Source organism: Legionella septentrionalis (assembly GCF_003989745.1).
Lineage (GTDB): Bacteria > Pseudomonadota > Gammaproteobacteria > Legionellales > Legionellaceae > Legionella_A > Legionella_A septentrionalis.
This window is the reverse complement of record NZ_RZGS01000015.1, coordinates 1-14,728: the sequence shown is the minus strand read 5'-3', so window position 1 is coordinate 14,728 and position 14,728 is coordinate 1. Positions and strand designations below refer to the sequence as shown.

The following is a 14,728-nucleotide window of genomic DNA, read 5'->3' as shown; positions in this document are numbered from 1 at the left end:
AACCAAGCAAACTTTTGCAGAAATTACAGATTGCGATTGGAAGCTGCAAATATTAGTAGGGGTTCATGATGAAACTTTTGGTTATTGTACTTTGTCTTTTAAGTGAGCGTTATTTAATGCACGCAAGTGCCCACTCGCGGTTTTATTGGTTTAGCCGTTACGCAAATGCAATGAAGCTGAATTTATCCAAAACAGGGATAAATGCCTGGGGTATCCTTGCCAGTCTCATATTACCGATCGCGCTTGCAGTCTTTGCGCTATTCTATCTGGTTGAGGATAAGGTATTTGGTTTTGTTGGGTTAATATTGAATATCTTCGTATTTTATTATTGCCTTGGCCCAGATAACCCTTTTTATGCAAAGCGATTGGAAAAGGAAAAAGAAATTACTTCTATTGAAGTAGGCGATTACTTAGCGCAAGTCAATGGACAATTGTTTGCAGTCATTTTTTGGTACATTGTTTCAGGTCCAGTGGGTGTGGTGATTTACCGCTTGATTTCTTTATGCCAGCGAGATGAAACGGTCCAAAGACAAGCAGCTTGGCTGACCGGCATCCTAGATTGGGCACCAGCCAAGTTAACTTCTTTACTTTATTTGTTAGTAGGCAATTTTCAAGCGGGTTTTAGTTGTTTTTCCGAGCTATTTTTTGCTTCTCCTGAGAAAAATCAAACCATGTTAAGCGGTTGTGGCTTGCAGGCTGTGGGTTTTGAAAAGAATGAGCAGACACCAATGCCACATGCCGAAATGCTGGTGGAGCATGCGGTTATCGTGCTATTGGTTTTTTTGGCCTTTTTTACTTTGGTCGCTTGGCTATAATCCATTATTAACCCCCTGAGAAGAGTTATGATGCCTATTACCCGTTTTCTTGTTTGTCTTATGTTTATTTTCATGACGGGATGCAATGCATCCCGTCATGTGCAAGTTCCTGTTGCTTGTAAAAACGCTTGCCTGGAGCGCCTTAGTATCTGTCAACAAGTATGCGATAATAGTTGCCGACAATGTGCAGCACGCGCAAATCGGGCTGCCGAAAGGAGTTATAACCAATACAAAAAAGAAGAATGTTTGCGGGGCGGCATTATCACGCGCGAGTTGAAATCCTACCGCGATCCACTACAATGCCGCAAAACGACCTGTGAATGCGGTGCGGATTATCGAGTATGCTTAAAAGCATGCTCTGGAGTTATTCATAAACGTCTGCAAGTTGCACCGGCTTGCTGTTAGAGTCTGTAGAGGCGGGGAAAGTCCAATGGCAAATGAAAAAATAAACGATATTGATCCTATCCAAACAAAAGAGTGGCTGGATGCCCTGCAGGATGTGCTTGCTCAGGATGGCAATGAACGCGCAACTTTTTTATTAAAAGAATTATTAAATAAGGCAATGGCAGAGGGAGTTCAACTCGGAAGTACGACCATCCATACGCCTTACCGTAACACCATTAAAACTTATGAAGAAAAACAAATGCCGCCGGATGAAGGCATAGTTAAACGTATTAATGCTTTAATCCGTTGGAATGCAGTAGCCATGGTGCTTCGTGCTGGCAAATATGAGCCGGAGTTAGGCGGGCATATTGCCACTTATGCTTCCGCGTCCACCCTTTATGAAGTCGGTTTTAACTACTTCTTTAAAGGCCCGCATAAAAATGGCGGCGATTTAGTGTACATACAGGGGCATTCTTCTCCTGGTATTTACGCGCGTGCTTTTTTGGAAGGCAGATTATCTGAGCAACAACTTGATCATTTTAGGCAGGAAGTGGAAGTAAATGGTTTGTCATCTTACCCGCATCCTTGGCTAATGAAAGATTTCTGGCAGTTTCCAACGGTGTCCATGGGATTAGGGCCTTTACAAGCTATTTATCAAGCTCGTTTCCTGAAGTATTTGGAAAATCGTGGTCTAATCAAGGCAGAAGGGCGGAAAGTTTGGGCTTTCTTAGGCGATGGGGAAATGGATGAGCCAGAATCCGTAGGAGCTTTGTCCATAGCTGCCCGGGAGAAATTAGATAACCTTATTTTTGTGGTGAACTGTAACCTCCAGCGTTTGGATGGACCTGTGCGTGGCAATGGTAAAATTATTCAGGAATTAGAAGGTTTATTCCGTGGTGCGGGCTGGAATGTCATTAAAGTTATTTGGGGCGGACGCTGGGATCCTTTATTTGCACGCGATAAAAATGGCATCATGCAAAAACGCATGGAAGAATGCGTGGACGGGGATTATCAAAGTTATAAAGCCAACGATGGAGCTTATGTTCGCGAGCATTTCTTTGGCCAATATCCCGAATTGAAAAAAATGGTTGAACACCTGTCTGATGAAGAAATATGGCGCTTGAATCGCGGTGGCCATGATGCCCAGAAGGTTTATGCTGCCTATGCCCAAGCAGTTGAGCATAAAGGCAATCCCACTGTTATTTTAGCTAAAACCATTAAAGGTTATGGGATGGGGGCTGCCGGCGAAGGGATGAACATTACCCATCAACAAAAGAAAATGAGCATTGAACAACTGCGTGCTTTTCGCGATCGTTTTAGCATCCCCATCTCGGATGAGGAAATCACGCAAATCCCGTTTTATCGACCCAGTGAAGACAGCCCGGAAGTGCAATTTTTACGCAAACAGCGCGAGGCATTAGGCGGATATTTGCCGGCACGCAATACGGAATGCGAATCTCTGCAAATTCCGGATTTGTCTGCTTTTTCCGTGATAACCAAAAGCTCAGGGGAGCGTGAAATTTCTACCACCATGGCTTTTGTGCGTCTTTTAACGGCGTTATTAAAAGATAAGGAAATTGGCCAACGCATCGTGCCCATTATTCCTGATGAATGCCGTACTTTTGGCATGGAAGGTTTATTTCGGCAGATTGGTATTTATTCACCAGTGGGACAACTATACACTCCTGTTGACCGCGAGCAAGTGATGTATTACCGCGAAGCACGCGATGGGCAAATTTTGGAAGAGGGGATTAATGAAGCAGGTGCTTTCTGTTCTTGGATAGCAGCAGCCACTTCCTACAGCACAAACAAACTGCCAATGATCCCTTTTTACATTTATTATTCCATGTTTGGTTTCCAGCGCATTGGGGACTTGGCTTGGGCAGCTGGCGACATGCGTGCGCGCGGCTTTTTATTAGGTGGTACTGCCGGCCGTACTACGTTGGCCGGGGAAGGTCTGCAACACCAGGACGGGCATAGCCTGTTATTGGCTTCAACGATACCTAACTGCGTGGCTTACGACCCAACTTATGCCTATGAAGTGGCAGTAATCATTCAGGATGGCTTACGCCGTATGTATGAAAAACAGGAAAATGTATTTTATTACATTACCCTTATGAATGAAAATTACCATCACCCGGATATGCCGGAAGGTGTGGAAGAAGGGATCATAAAAGGCATGTACCTCTTGAAAGAAACTTCAGCACCTAAAAAACAGCATATTCAACTCTTGGGCAGCGGTACGATCTTGCGTGAAGTGATTGCAGCAGCCGAAATGTTGGAAAAGGATTTTTCCATTTCTTCTGACATCTGGAGCGTTACCAGTTTCACAGAGCTGCGCCGTGATGGATTAGCAGTTGAGCGCTATAACCGCATGCATCCTGAACAAGCTCCAAAGCAAAGCTATGTCAATCAATTATTAGACGGCCGCAAGGGTCCAATCATTGCTGCGACGGATTATATGCGTTTATACGCTGATCAAATCAGACCTTTTGTGCAAAATCACTACGTTACATTGGGAACAGATGGTTATGGGCGCAGTGATACCCGTGCAAAATTACGGCACTTTTTTGAAGTAGATGCCAAGTTTATTGCCCTGGCTGCACTGGATGCTTTGGCTGAGCAAGGCGAGTTGCCCAAATCTGTAGTGGCAGAGGCACAAAAACGTTATGGCATCGATGCAGAGAAAATAGATCCGGCAATCAGTTAACTTGCAGGGTTATTTACCTTAAATTAAATAACAAGGCTTCAATCTGGATGATTCATTAGTCATCCAGCGGTTAAGACCTGGAAGCTGATGCGTGCTACAGGTACGCAATGAGATGAGGAAATGTATGGCGAACGAAAAAGAAATAAAAATCCCGGACATTGGGGGTGCCGCCAATGTCGATGTAATTGAAGTATTGGTCAAAGAAGGCGATGAAATCAGCGTCGATACTTCTTTGGTTACCTTGGAGTCAGACAAGGCAAGTATGGAAATCCCTTCACCCGCAGCTGGCGTGGTTAAAGCATTACGCATTAAGGTGGGTGATAAAGTGTCCGAGGGCGATGTTATCTTGACGCTAACTTCTGCTGAAGCTGAACCGACTGAAAAAGAAGAAGCGGAGCAAGAAGCAGAGCCTAAGAAAGCTCCTGCCAGAGAACAGGCGCAGGAAACTGCCCCAACTGAAGCAGCTTCACCAGCAGCACCTCAAACTGAAGATAAAAAACAAAGTGAAGGCGTAGATGGCGAAGCTGCTGCCGAAAATGGCGGCTCCATTGCGGCAGGTCCTGCAGTGCGTCGTTTGGCGCGAGAATTAGGGGTGGATTTACAGCAAGTTGCAGGCAGTGGACGCAAGTCTCGCATTACTAAAGAAGATGTACAGCAATTTGTCAAAACCAAATTACAAGAAAAATCTACCGGTGGTTTTACGCTTCCACCCGCGGCAAGCATTGATTTTGCTAAGTTCGGTAGCATTGAGGTTAAACCTCTAAATAAAATTAAACGCTTAACCGGTGCTAACGTGCATCGCTCATGGATCACCATCCCGCATGTGACGCAATTTGACGAAGCTGATATCACTGAGTTGGAAGCTTTCCGTAAATCCGAAATAAACAATAGCAAGCATGCTGATGTTAAATTGACGATATTGGCTTTCGTATGCAAAGTCGTAAGCAAAGCATTAACGATGTATCCGCAATTTAATGCCTCTTTGGATGCGAGTGGTGAAAATTTAATTTACAAACAATATTTCAATATCGGTGTCGCGGTTGAAACGCCGAATGGCTTGGTTGTTCCTGTGATTAAACAAGTGGATACCTTGTCTGTGATTGAAATTGCCAAAGAAATGGGGCGGTTAAGCAGCAAAGCCAGGGAGAAAGGATTAATGCCAGCGGATATGAGTGGTGGTTGTTTTACGATTTCAAGCCTGGGGGGTATTGGGGGCACGGCATTTACACCTATTGTAAACAGTCCTGAGGTCGCAATTCTTGGCTTATCCCGCGCAAGCATTAAACCGGTGTATCTGGATGGTGAGTTCAAGCCTCGATTGATGCTGCCATTATCCCTATCTTATGATCATCGGGTCATTGACGGGGCTGAGGCTGCGCGGTTTACCCGCTTCATCAGCGACAGTTTGGGCGATATCCGCAAAATTTTATTGTAGTAGTGCTATGAGGCTTTAACATGACAGAACAGATTAAAACTGATGTAGTGGTAATTGGAAGTGGTCCAGGAGGCTATACGGCAGCCTTCCGTGCTGCGGATTTGGGAAAAAGTGTGGTTTTGGTCGAGCGTTTTGATACGTTGGGAGGCGTTTGCTTGAATGTTGGTTGCATACCCTCCAAAGCTTTATTACATGTTGCGAAAGTAGTGGATGAAGCGCATGAAATGGCAGAATTAGGTGTGAATTTGGGCAAACCTGAGTTTGATAGTGAAAAGCTGGTGGCTTGGAAAAACTCGGTTGTTGGCAAGTTAACAGGTGGTTTAAACGCTTTGGCTAAACAACGTAAAGTTCAGGTAGTCACTGGAAATGCAAAATTCTCAGGTACTCATGAGTTAAGCGTAGAAGGTAAAGAAGGTAATGTTAAAATCGCTTTTGAACACGCTATTATTGCTGTGGGAAGCGAATCAGTAAATCTGCCATTTATTCCGAAAGATAAGCGCATATTCAGTTCAACAGGTGCTTTGGAATTGGCAGATATTAAGGGAAATATGCTCGTTTTAGGTGGCGGTATTATCGGTTTGGAAATGGCAACCGTATACTCGGCCTTGGGTGTAGAAGTCACTGTCGTTGAGTTTATGGATCAGCTTATTCCAGGTGCAGATGCTGATCTCGTTCATGTCTTGCAAAAACGCATGAGCAAAAAAGGTGTTAAATTCCTGCTCAAAACAAAAGTGACCCAAATTGATGCCAAACAAGATGGTATTTATGTTTCTATGGAAGGCGAGCATGCTACCGGCAAACCGTTATGTTTCCAGCAGGTTTTAGTTGCGGTTGGCCGTAAACCCAATGGCCACACCATTGCAGCTGAAGAGGCTGGCGTGAAGGTCGATGAGCGCGGATTTATTCCTGTTGACAAGCAAATGCGCACCAATGTTTCGCATATTTTTGCTATTGGCGATGTGGTCGGTCAACCCATGCTGGCACATAAAGCCATCCCAGAAGGAAAAGTTGCTGCAGAAGTCATCGCGGGCAAAAAACATTACTTTGATCCGAAATGCATTGCCAGCGTGGCTTATACTGATCCGGAAATTGCCTGGGTAGGTTTGACTGAAAAAGAAGCTAAAGCGCAAAACATTTCATTTGAGAAAGCATCTTTCCCATGGATGGCCAGTGGCCGTGCTTTAAGTATGGGACGTGAAGAGGGAATAACCAAACTGTTGTTTTGTCCTGAAACCCGTCGCATTCTCGGAGCTGGAATCGTGGGCATTAATGCGGGCGATCTTATTTCCGAGGCTGCATTGGCTATTGAAATGGGTTGTGATGTAGAAGATATTGCGTTAACCATCCATCCGCATCCGACTCTTTCAGAAACCATTGCACAAGCAGCGGAAATATTTGAAGGTTCTATTACCGATCTGTACATGCCTAAAAAGAAGAAAAAGGATTAATGTGCTGCCTTGGATGGCGGTGGCAATAGGTAAGCGTGGTTAGTGCTGCACGAATCACGCCTGCCTGCTACACGCCCGCTTTATCCAAGGATACTAGGTGCCGGTTGCGTTTTGATGCGCCACTGTCAAAGGATAAGATATGCGACCCCATGTGCGTCCCATGCAAACTGACGATATTGACGAAGTGTATGCGATTGAGCTCATGGCACATCGGGCTCCTTGGAGCCGTAATATCCTGAGCGACTGCGTTCTGGTAGGGTATGATTGTCGTGTACTTGAGTTGCTTGCTACAGAACGAAAAGAAATTGTTGGGTACATTATCGCCCGTTATCATGGCAATGTATGTCATGTATTAAATTTATGCATAACTCCTGCTCAGCAAGGCAAACATTATGGGCGCTTCTTATTGGGGCAACTCATCAAATCACTGAATGAAATTGAAGTCAGTAAGGTAGTGCTGGAGGTAAGGCCCAGCAACACGGCAGCCCTTAGTTTATATCAAAAAATGGGCTTTGAGAAAGTTGGAACAAAAACAGCCTATTACTGTGATGAACAAGGCATTGAAGATGCTGTGGTGCTGGAAAAAATCTGTATCTAAAGAAACTTAAGTTTCATCATAGGGAAGCAGGCGCATGCTGATTTGTGTTTCGGCAAGCAAAACCATGTCCGGGTGCTCAAAGACAACACTGCCTAATACTAAGAATTTACCATCTGCTGTAGGGCAAAAATCGACAATTTCTCCGATTTCGCTTTTACCATCTTCTGTCCATAGTTTTTTTCCGGACTGTAACAATGAGGGATCCACAGTAATTTGAAACAGCTTCATTTCATGTTTAGGTTTACTGCGGTAGTGCATGCGTGCAATGATTTCCTGTCCCTTGTAACAGCCTTTATTAAAACTGATGTGTCCTGAATGTTGTAAGCCCAGGCGTTGTGGCAGGAAGAGACCGCTCGATTCGGGATAAATTTCAAATTGTCGATGCTGCAATTGTAAGAAGTGCCATGCTAATGAGCCTCGCCATTGGTGCTGTGCCTTGAATAAAGAAGAAATTAACTCAGCTTCATTATGATTTAGTAAAAAAATATATAAACCATTCCCTAGCGAGTAACAGCAATAAGATTCTGTTTGTGTCATATGCAGCCGTTCACCGGGCAACTGTATGTTAAAAGGAATGGGATCCGCCGGGTTTTGATGATAAAAACCAAAGGCATGCATAAGCTCGGCATCTTCTAAATTAACCTTGGAAAACAAGGCAACTTTAGCTAATGCCCCCTGCACTGTTTTAAAAAGATCAGCTGGCAGGATTAAATGTAATCCATGCCAGTTTACTACATCCAGTAAGGCCACAACACGACCTTTCAAATCACATGATGCCCCTGGCTGCATTTGTTGGGCAGTTACTTGGCGTACATCGCACGTCAATTGTCCCTGCAGGAATGTCTCTGCCTGGATGCCATTGACCTTCATGATGTGTAAATAAGACAAATCAAATAGATAGTTTTTACCCGGGGAAAACTTCAGTTCCTCTGCAAGGGGGGAAAAAACAGTCAGTGCACGATTGTTGATGTAAACCATAGCGAAAGCCACCGTTTGCTGTTCAAAAATAGTTAGTGTAGCATTACCTGCTTTATGAGAGTTAGTCATTATGAGCAAATGAGTTAGATGTTTGGAGTTTCATGAAAACGTCGTTTAGAAAAGCTAAAATCAGTTGGAATTGCCGGCGTGGCATGCTGGAATTGGATTTGTTATTGACCCGCTTTCTGGCAAACGGATTTGATCGCTTAACTGAAGAGCAAGTAGATTTATTTGAGCAATTACTTAATTATTCTGATCCCGAATTGTATGCATGCCTGATGGGACAAATGCAGCCTGCAGAGGAGTTCAGCGAAATTGTTTCCCTCATCCGATTTCACAGTAACCCTTAACCCCTCTAAGGATTTTTACAAGCTTTTTTTTCTTATCCATCTGGGTGCACTCATTTCCTTGTGGCAGTCTATGCTGCCTTTTATTTATTGTGTGTTCCTCATGCTGGTGCTGATTTTTTTGTGTTGTGCAAAACTTGGTACCGCCATGCCGAATATCCACAAAATTTCTTATCGCGGCAAACAATGGCTTCTGGAAAATTATTCTGGTGAACCCTATCAATTTGAGCAGGTGAGTTTGCGGGTAGATGGACAATTCTTTATGTTGCTGGTTTTCTCAACGCCTGCGGCCAACATGAGAAAAACTGTGCTTGTTTTTAACGATCAATTACAAAAAACTGAGGCGAAAACTTTAAAAATTATAAGCAAGATTAAACGATGAGTAAGTTCTGGTTTCTCGCACTGACAGTCTACTGCCTACCTCTTACGTTTTGCCTCACTACTTTTGTGCAGCCATTCCACAAAAGCTATGTTAAAATCTCTTATCATCTTCAAATCCCATATTCTTATGCTGGAAAGTGACCGTTTAATCAGCATGCAAGCCGCTGCTTCTGAGGAAGCTATCGATAGAGCGATTAGGCCTTTAAATCTTGACGAGTACATTGGTCAGGATGAAGTGCGTACCCAAATGCGGATTTTCATTGACGCCGCGCTAAAGCGGCGCGATGCGTTGGATCACGTACTCATTTTTGGGCCGCCAGGCTTAGGGAAAACCACCCTGGCTAATATCATCGCTCATGAGATGGGGGTTAATCTTAGACAAACCTCAGGCCCTGTGCTGGAGCGCGCTGGTGATATCGCCGCTATTCTTACCAACCTGCAAGAAAATGACGTGTTATTTATCGATGAAATCCATCGTCTAAGCCCAGTCATTGAAGAAATACTTTATCCGGCCATGGAAGATTACAAACTGGATATTATGATCGGGGAAGGACCGGCAGCGCGTTCCATTAAACTTGAGCTGCCGCCTTTCACATTAATCGGTGCAACGACCCGGGCTGGATCGTTGACTTCGCCTTTGCGCGATCGTTTTGGTATTGTGCAACGTTTGGAGTTTTATACGGTCGACGCGTTAACGTATATCGTTACTCGCTCAGCCAGGCTGCTTGGCGTGCAAACTGAACCTGCAGGTGCGCGCGAAATCGCCATTCGTGCACGCGGTACCCCGCGGATAGCCAACAGGTTGCTGCGCCGTGTGCGCGATTATGCGGAAGTAAAAGGCAATGGGGTTATAAGTCAGGAAACTGCCCGGATGGCTCTGGAAATGCTGCACGTCGATGCGAATGGTTTTGACGTGATGGATAGAAAGCTATTGTTAGCCATCGTTGAGCGTTTCAGCGGCGGTCCGGTAGGAATTGACAGCATTGCCGCAGCCATTGGCGAAGAAAAAACAACCATCGAAGATGTCTTGGAGCCTTATCTTATTCAACAAGGCTTTTTAATGCGTACCCCGAGAGGGCGGGTTGCAACGCAGCTGGCTTACCAGCATTTTGGTTTAATCATGGAAAATGGTTAACTCATGCTTTTGAATAGCGAACACACACTTAACCTGCGGGTTTATGCTGCAGACACCGATTTCATGCGAGTGGTTTATCATGCCCGCTTTTTAGAGTTTTTTGACAGAGCACGCACGGAAATGCTGCGTGAGCATGGATTATCTTTGACTACGATGGCAAGACATGATACATATTTCGCCATTCATGATGTGCATATACAATATTTTTCTCCAGCTCGTCTTGAGGATTCTCTAGAAATTAAAACTTGCTGCGTACTTAAAAGTGCGGCAGTTTTACAATTTAATCAAGTTATGCACAATCAATCGGGTATTTTATTAAGCGAAGTAAAGGTACAAGTGGTTTGCGTTAATGAAGCCTTAAAGCCGAAACGCATCCCTGCAGAGTGGATTGGAGGAGTAAAACGTGGGTAACGCAAATGTATTGGGTTATTTTTTTCAAGCAGGATTAGTAGTCAAAACGGTGATGCTTATCTTGCTGGCAGCGTCCATCATTTCCTGGACATTAATACTGCAGCGCGCCTGGTATTTTAAACGGATAAAAAAACAGTACGAGGCATTCAGCAACCGCTTTTGGGATTCTTCTGATTTAAGCAAGCTTTATTCTGACTTGGATAATCGCAATGAAGAACGGCAGGGTTTAACGGCAATCTTTTATTCAGGTTTTAAAGAATTCCTGCGTTTGCGCAAACACGGCAGTGTATTACTGGAACCCATTCAGCGCGTCATGCAAATCAGTCATGCAAAAGAGGCTGAGCGTTTGGAACAGCATCTTTCCCTCTTTGCATCGATTGGCTCCATTGCTCCTTATGTAGGGTTATTTGGCACGGTTTGGGGGATTATGACTTCGTTCCAGGCTTTAGGGCATGCTCAGCAAGCTACTATAGCCATGGTGGCGCCAGGTATTTCGGAAGCATTGGTTGCAACAGCGTTGGGTCTTTTTACCGCCATACCTGCGGTTATTGCGTATAACCGTTTTAGCACGCGGGCCAATACGTTGCTTGATCGTTATGATTTATTCCAGGAGGAATTGATTGCTCTGATTGCACAGCAAACGGTGTTGCCTGCAAGAGGATAAAAGATGAAAAAAAATATGCGTCGCTCAGCCCCTGTGGCTGAAATTAATGTGGTTCCTTACATCGATGTGATGTTGGTATTGCTGGTAATTTTTATGATTACCGCCCCCATGCTCACTCAAGGAGTAACCGTTGATTTACCCAAAGCTGCCAGTGACACCATTAAATCCGCAGATCGTGAACCGATCATTGTCTCGGTGAACCGTGATGGAGAATACTTTCTAAATGTCAGTGCAACACCCAATACTCCGATTGCGCCACAGGCTTTGATGGTGCAAGTAGCGGCGCAGCTTGAATTGGCCCAGGAAGCAAAGCAGGCTCTGCATGTTTTAGTCAAAGGTGATCAGGGGGTTCCCTACGGTAAAGTGGTGCTTGCCATGAGTTTGCTGAAACAGGCAGGTGCCGAACAAGTTGGGTTAATAACCGATTCTTCCGGCATGGCGCAGGAGGATTTGGCATGATGAATTTTGAAAGCTACAAAAGCGCTTTTATCGGTGCTATTTTATTGCATCTGCTCATTGTCGTTTTATTGTTGGCAGAACCCTCTAACACCCAACCCACATTAGAACTTTCTGCCAAGAATGAAGTTGCATTACCCCAGACTGCAGTACAAGAAAGCAAGCCGGAAGAGCAGGCTATAAAAGCCGTAAGTGTTGACCAACAAGAAGTAACGAAGGCAGTGAATCAACTTAAAGCAGAGCGGTTGCGTGAAAAACAGGCGGAAGAAAACAGACAGCGTGCTCTTGCGCAACAAGCGGAAGCCGCTCGCAAACGCCGCATAGAGGAACAGCAGCGTTTAGAGCGCTTAAAAAATGAAGCTGCTAAACTTGCTTTGGCGCGTGAAAAGCAACTTGCTGAGGAGCAAAAACGCCTTAAGCAACTGGCAAAACAAAAGGAAGAGGAAGAAAAAAGATTGGCTGAGATGAAAAAGAAGCAGCTGCAATTGGAAAAGCAGCAAAAAGAAGAAGCAGCCAAATTAGCAGAATTGCAAAAACAAAAAGCAGCCGAAGCGGCGCGCATGAAAAAAGAACAGGAAGAAAAAGCTCGTGCCGAAGCTGAACAGAAACGTCTTGCTGCACAACAACAGGCGGCGATGGAAGCTGAAAGAAATGCGCGGATTGCTGGTGAGGTTGATAAATATAAGGCTTTAATAATTAATGCAATCAGCCGACAATGGATTTTACCGGAAAATGTAGACAGCAGTTTATCCAGTCAATTTCGTATCCGTTTGGCTCCAAACGGTGCGGTACTTGAAGTCAGTTTGACCCGCAGTAGTGGTGATCCTGTTCTGGACCGATCGGCTCAATCTGCCATCTATAAAGCTTCGCCATTACCTGTGCCTAGTGATCCTGATACATTTAATGTATTCCGAGAAATTAGTTTAACGGTAAGACCCGAGAACGTTAGGGGGTGATTGTGATTAAACGACTATGTGGCTTATTTTTATTTTTATGCACGCAAATTGCATTGGCAGCCGTTGATCTTGAATTGACGCAGGGTGTAAATGCCGCCTTGCCAATAGGGATCAATGCATTCTCAGGCGCGCAGCAGGTTGCGCAGTTGCAAGACATTATTGAGGGAGATCTGCGTTTTTCAGGACAATTTAAAATCATCCAGACGCCAGGTACCAGTAATCCGGCCCCAGTTGCCATGTGGCGCGAGGCAGGAGCCGATAGTGTCTTATCGGCGCGCATGAATCAAATTGGTTCCAATTATTATGATGTCAACTATGAATTGGCAGATGCAGCGGCTCATGGCAGGTTGCTTCTTAGCAAAAGTTACCAGGTAAGAAGCGAGGACTTACGTGCTTTGGCTCATCACATCAGCGATGAAGTTTATCAAAAACTGACTGGGGAGCGGGGAGTTTTCTCAACCCGCATTGCCTACGTACTGGTGCAACGGAATGGCAAAAATGCCCGCTACTTTTTGGAAGTTGCTGATGTAGATGGACACAATCCGCAAAGTTTATTGGTTTCTTCTGAGCCGATCATGTCGCCAAGCTGGTCGCCAGACGGCCGGCAAATTGCTTATGTTTCTTTTGAAAAGAAGCGCGCGCAAATTTTTACGGTTTCAGTGGAAACGGGCAAAAGACGTTTAGTGACGGATTTTCCGGGTATTAATGGTGCCCCAGCTTGGTCGCCAGACGGACGGGAGTTAGCAGTTGTATTGTCGAAAGCGGGCACGCCCAAGATATATACAGTTGATTTGTCTTCGGGGGCGATGAAGCAATTGACTTTTGGGGAAGCGATCGACACCGAACCTCGCTATTCACCTGACGGGCGTTCTTTATTATTTACCTCTGGTCGCGGTGGTTCCCCGCAAGTGTACCGTCTCTCTTTAGCGGATGGGAAAATAAGCCGAATGACATTTACAGGTAACTACAACGCCCGGGCGTCTTATACACCCAATCAACGGCAAATGGTGATGCTGCATCGTGAAGATGGACATTTTAATATTGGTGTGCAGAATATGGATACAGGGCAAGTCACCAAACTTACTTTTTCACCCATGGACGAATCTCCATCCATAGCTCCCAATGGCCGTTTAATATTGTATGCAACTCGTTACCAGGATAAAGGCGTGCTAGCCATGGTGTCTGTGGATGGGCGCGCACGCACGCGGCTGCCATCACGCGATGGTGATGTTCAGGAACCTGCATGGTCGCCTTATTTAGGGTAAAGGCTTCAGGCATCTGACTTGGTGTCTAAAGATTGTGAGCCCTGCATTCTGTGAGCAAACCACAGGATGCAGGATTTATAGCGGTAATTTTGCCTTGCTTATGCATGCCGTGGTATTTGCAGCAGTTCGAGAGTAAGTCTCTGATCTAAGTTTATGTAAATTCAAAGTTTCCAACCGATTAAATTTCTTATCCACCTGCCAAAACCTAGCAAAGGTCCTTAATTTTTATAAGTAGTACTTAAGCAAGAATTGAGAATAGAGTTTTATTCACTTCGCTGCTTCTTCTGCGCTATTAGCTTTAAAATGGTCGACCTGGTAATTACGCATACCTCAAAAGGAATATGGGGTATCTGTGAGAGAAAATAAGTTTATATCTAATTATTATGGAAAAGAGCTTTATTAATTTACATATCCATGTGTTTTATGGACTCAGTAGAAAGACGGCTATCAGGAGGTGAAGCCAATTTGAAGAATCAGGTATAGATGGGCTAAAAGAGCACTCTAGAGCATCACATTATGCTCTGCCACCAAGCATAAGCAAATGGCTCAACCAATATGTTTTGATGAATTTAGAAAAAATTTAGGTTCTGTCGACATTTATCTTAACCAAAGGGCGGTTGCAGGAATATAAATGAACGATAAAAAAGATTGAGCAAGTTTATCATATCGTGTTGCCACTCTTCTAAAATGTTTGAGTTTATTAAACATGCGTTCGATAAGGTTGCGTTCTTTATAAATATCTTTG

Annotated in this window: 16 protein-coding genes; 14 read left to right on the top strand and 2 right to left on the bottom strand. The window is 44.5% G+C overall.

The genetic code is table 11. The features are described 5' to 3' along the window. Positions 1-65: 65 nt before the first annotated feature. The 6 genes from ELY11_RS06585 to rimI all read left to right on the top strand — a co-directional run bounded on the left by ELY11_RS06585 (position 66) and on the right by rimI (position 7,390). The gene (locus ELY11_RS06585; protein ID WP_325049357.1) at positions 66-815 is read left to right on the top strand and encodes a hypothetical protein; all 750 of its coding nucleotides are present in this window, start codon (positions 66-68) and stop codon (positions 813-815) included. Between the two features lie 27 nt (positions 816-842). After that, entirely contained in the window at positions 843-1,220 is a 378-nt protein-coding gene (locus tag ELY11_RS06580) for an acyltransferase (protein WP_126953904.1), read from the top strand. Positions 1,221-1,245: 25 nt separating this feature from the next. After that, entirely contained in the window at positions 1,246-3,909 is a 2,664-nt protein-coding gene (aceE, locus tag ELY11_RS06575; RefSeq protein WP_126953903.1) for a pyruvate dehydrogenase (acetyl-transferring), homodimeric type, read from the top strand. A gap of 124 nt (positions 3,910-4,033) precedes the next feature. After that, complete coding sequence (gene aceF, locus ELY11_RS06570; protein ID WP_126953902.1) at positions 4,034-5,344, top strand: dihydrolipoyllysine-residue acetyltransferase; 1,311 nt, start codon at positions 4,034-4,036, stop codon at positions 5,342-5,344. Positions 5,345-5,364: 20 nt separating this feature from the next. Next, positions 5,365-6,792, top strand: a complete 1,428-nt coding sequence (gene lpdA, locus ELY11_RS06565; RefSeq protein WP_126953901.1) for a dihydrolipoyl dehydrogenase — start codon at positions 5,365-5,367, stop codon at positions 6,790-6,792. A gap of 139 nt (positions 6,793-6,931) precedes the next feature. Further along, positions 6,932-7,390, top strand: coding sequence for a ribosomal protein S18-alanine N-acetyltransferase (rimI, locus tag ELY11_RS06560; protein WP_126953900.1), 459 nt, complete (start codon positions 6,932-6,934; stop codon positions 7,388-7,390). Between the two features lie 6 nt (positions 7,391-7,396). On the opposite strand, the gene ygfZ is transcribed toward rimI, so the two are convergent. Continuing rightward, on the bottom strand, positions 7,397-8,437 hold the full coding sequence (gene ygfZ / locus ELY11_RS12585; protein WP_127032729.1) for a CAF17-like 4Fe-4S cluster assembly/insertion protein YgfZ: 1,041 nt from the start codon (positions 8,435-8,437) through the stop codon (positions 7,397-7,399). Between the two features lie 32 nt (positions 8,438-8,469). On the opposite strand from ygfZ, the gene ELY11_RS06550 reads away from it, so the two are divergent. The 8 genes from ELY11_RS06550 (at position 8,470) to tolB (ending at position 13,983) form a co-directional block, all read left to right on the top strand. Next, the gene (locus ELY11_RS06550) at positions 8,470-8,718 is read left to right on the top strand and encodes an FAD assembly factor SdhE (RefSeq protein ID WP_126953898.1); all 249 of its coding nucleotides are present in this window, start codon (positions 8,470-8,472) and stop codon (positions 8,716-8,718) included. A 70-nt stretch (positions 8,719-8,788) separates the two neighbouring features. Beyond that, positions 8,789-9,097: a hypothetical protein gene (locus ELY11_RS06545; protein ID WP_126953897.1), complete on the top strand. Its 309-nt coding sequence runs from the start codon at positions 8,789-8,791 to the stop codon at positions 9,095-9,097. Between the two features lie 126 nt (positions 9,098-9,223). Continuing rightward, on the top strand, positions 9,224-10,231 hold the full coding sequence (ruvB, locus tag ELY11_RS06540; RefSeq protein ID WP_126953948.1) for a Holliday junction branch migration DNA helicase RuvB: 1,008 nt from the start codon (positions 9,224-9,226) through the stop codon (positions 10,229-10,231). 3 nt (positions 10,232-10,234) lie between these two features. Continuing rightward, entirely contained in the window at positions 10,235-10,642 is a 408-nt protein-coding gene (locus tag ELY11_RS06535; RefSeq protein WP_127032728.1) for a YbgC/FadM family acyl-CoA thioesterase, read from the top strand. Continuing rightward, the gene (gene tolQ / locus ELY11_RS06530) at positions 10,635-11,306 is read left to right on the top strand and encodes a protein TolQ (protein ID WP_126953895.1); all 672 of its coding nucleotides are present in this window, start codon (positions 10,635-10,637) and stop codon (positions 11,304-11,306) included. The genes ELY11_RS06535 and tolQ overlap by 8 nt, the downstream gene beginning before the upstream one ends. A gap of 3 nt (positions 11,307-11,309) precedes the next feature. After that, positions 11,310-11,765, top strand: coding sequence for a protein TolR (gene tolR / locus ELY11_RS06525; RefSeq protein WP_126953894.1), 456 nt, complete (start codon positions 11,310-11,312; stop codon positions 11,763-11,765). Next, on the top strand, positions 11,762-12,718 hold the full coding sequence (gene tolA / locus ELY11_RS06520; RefSeq protein ID WP_126953893.1) for a cell envelope integrity protein TolA: 957 nt from the start codon (positions 11,762-11,764) through the stop codon (positions 12,716-12,718). Before tolR ends, tolA begins: the two co-directional genes overlap by 4 nt. A gap of 2 nt (positions 12,719-12,720) precedes the next feature. Then, on the top strand, positions 12,721-13,983 hold the full coding sequence (gene tolB / locus ELY11_RS06515; RefSeq protein WP_126953892.1) for a Tol-Pal system beta propeller repeat protein TolB: 1,263 nt from the start codon (positions 12,721-12,723) through the stop codon (positions 13,981-13,983). 597 nt (positions 13,984-14,580) lie between these two features. Here tolB and ELY11_RS06510 read toward each other — a convergent pair. Next, on the bottom strand, positions 14,581-14,728 hold a 148-nt coding region (locus ELY11_RS06510), incomplete at its 5' end, for a transposase (protein WP_148110513.1).

Bases quoted from the DNA above. Each gene is read 5' to 3' on its own strand.
- ELY11_RS06585 (WP_325049357.1), top strand. From the start codon at position 66: ATGATGAAACTTTTGGTTATTGTACTTTGTCTTTTAAGTGAGCGTTAT.
- ELY11_RS06580 (WP_126953904.1), top strand. From the start codon at position 843: ATGATGCCTATTACCCGTTTTCTTGTTTGTCTTATGTTTATTTTCATG.
- aceE (WP_126953903.1), top strand. From the start codon at position 1,246: ATGGCAAATGAAAAAATAAACGATATTGATCCTATCCAAACAAAAGAG.
- aceF (WP_126953902.1), top strand. From the start codon at position 4,034: ATGGCGAACGAAAAAGAAATAAAAATCCCGGACATTGGGGGTGCCGCC.
- lpdA (WP_126953901.1), top strand. From the start codon at position 5,365: ATGACAGAACAGATTAAAACTGATGTAGTGGTAATTGGAAGTGGTCCA.
- rimI (WP_126953900.1), top strand. From the start codon at position 6,932: ATGCGACCCCATGTGCGTCCCATGCAAACTGACGATATTGACGAAGTG.
- ygfZ (WP_127032729.1), bottom strand. From the start codon at position 8,437: ATGACTAACTCTCATAAAGCAGGTAATGCTACACTAACTATTTTTGAA.
- ELY11_RS06550 (WP_126953898.1), top strand. From the start codon at position 8,470: ATGAAAACGTCGTTTAGAAAAGCTAAAATCAGTTGGAATTGCCGGCGT.
- ELY11_RS06545 (WP_126953897.1), top strand. From the start codon at position 8,789: ATGCTGCCTTTTATTTATTGTGTGTTCCTCATGCTGGTGCTGATTTTT.
- ruvB (WP_126953948.1), top strand. From the start codon at position 9,224: ATGCTGGAAAGTGACCGTTTAATCAGCATGCAAGCCGCTGCTTCTGAG.
- ELY11_RS06535 (WP_127032728.1), top strand. From the start codon at position 10,235: ATGCTTTTGAATAGCGAACACACACTTAACCTGCGGGTTTATGCTGCA.
- tolR (WP_126953894.1), top strand. From the start codon at position 11,310: ATGAAAAAAAATATGCGTCGCTCAGCCCCTGTGGCTGAAATTAATGTG.
- tolA (WP_126953893.1), top strand. From the start codon at position 11,762: ATGATGAATTTTGAAAGCTACAAAAGCGCTTTTATCGGTGCTATTTTA.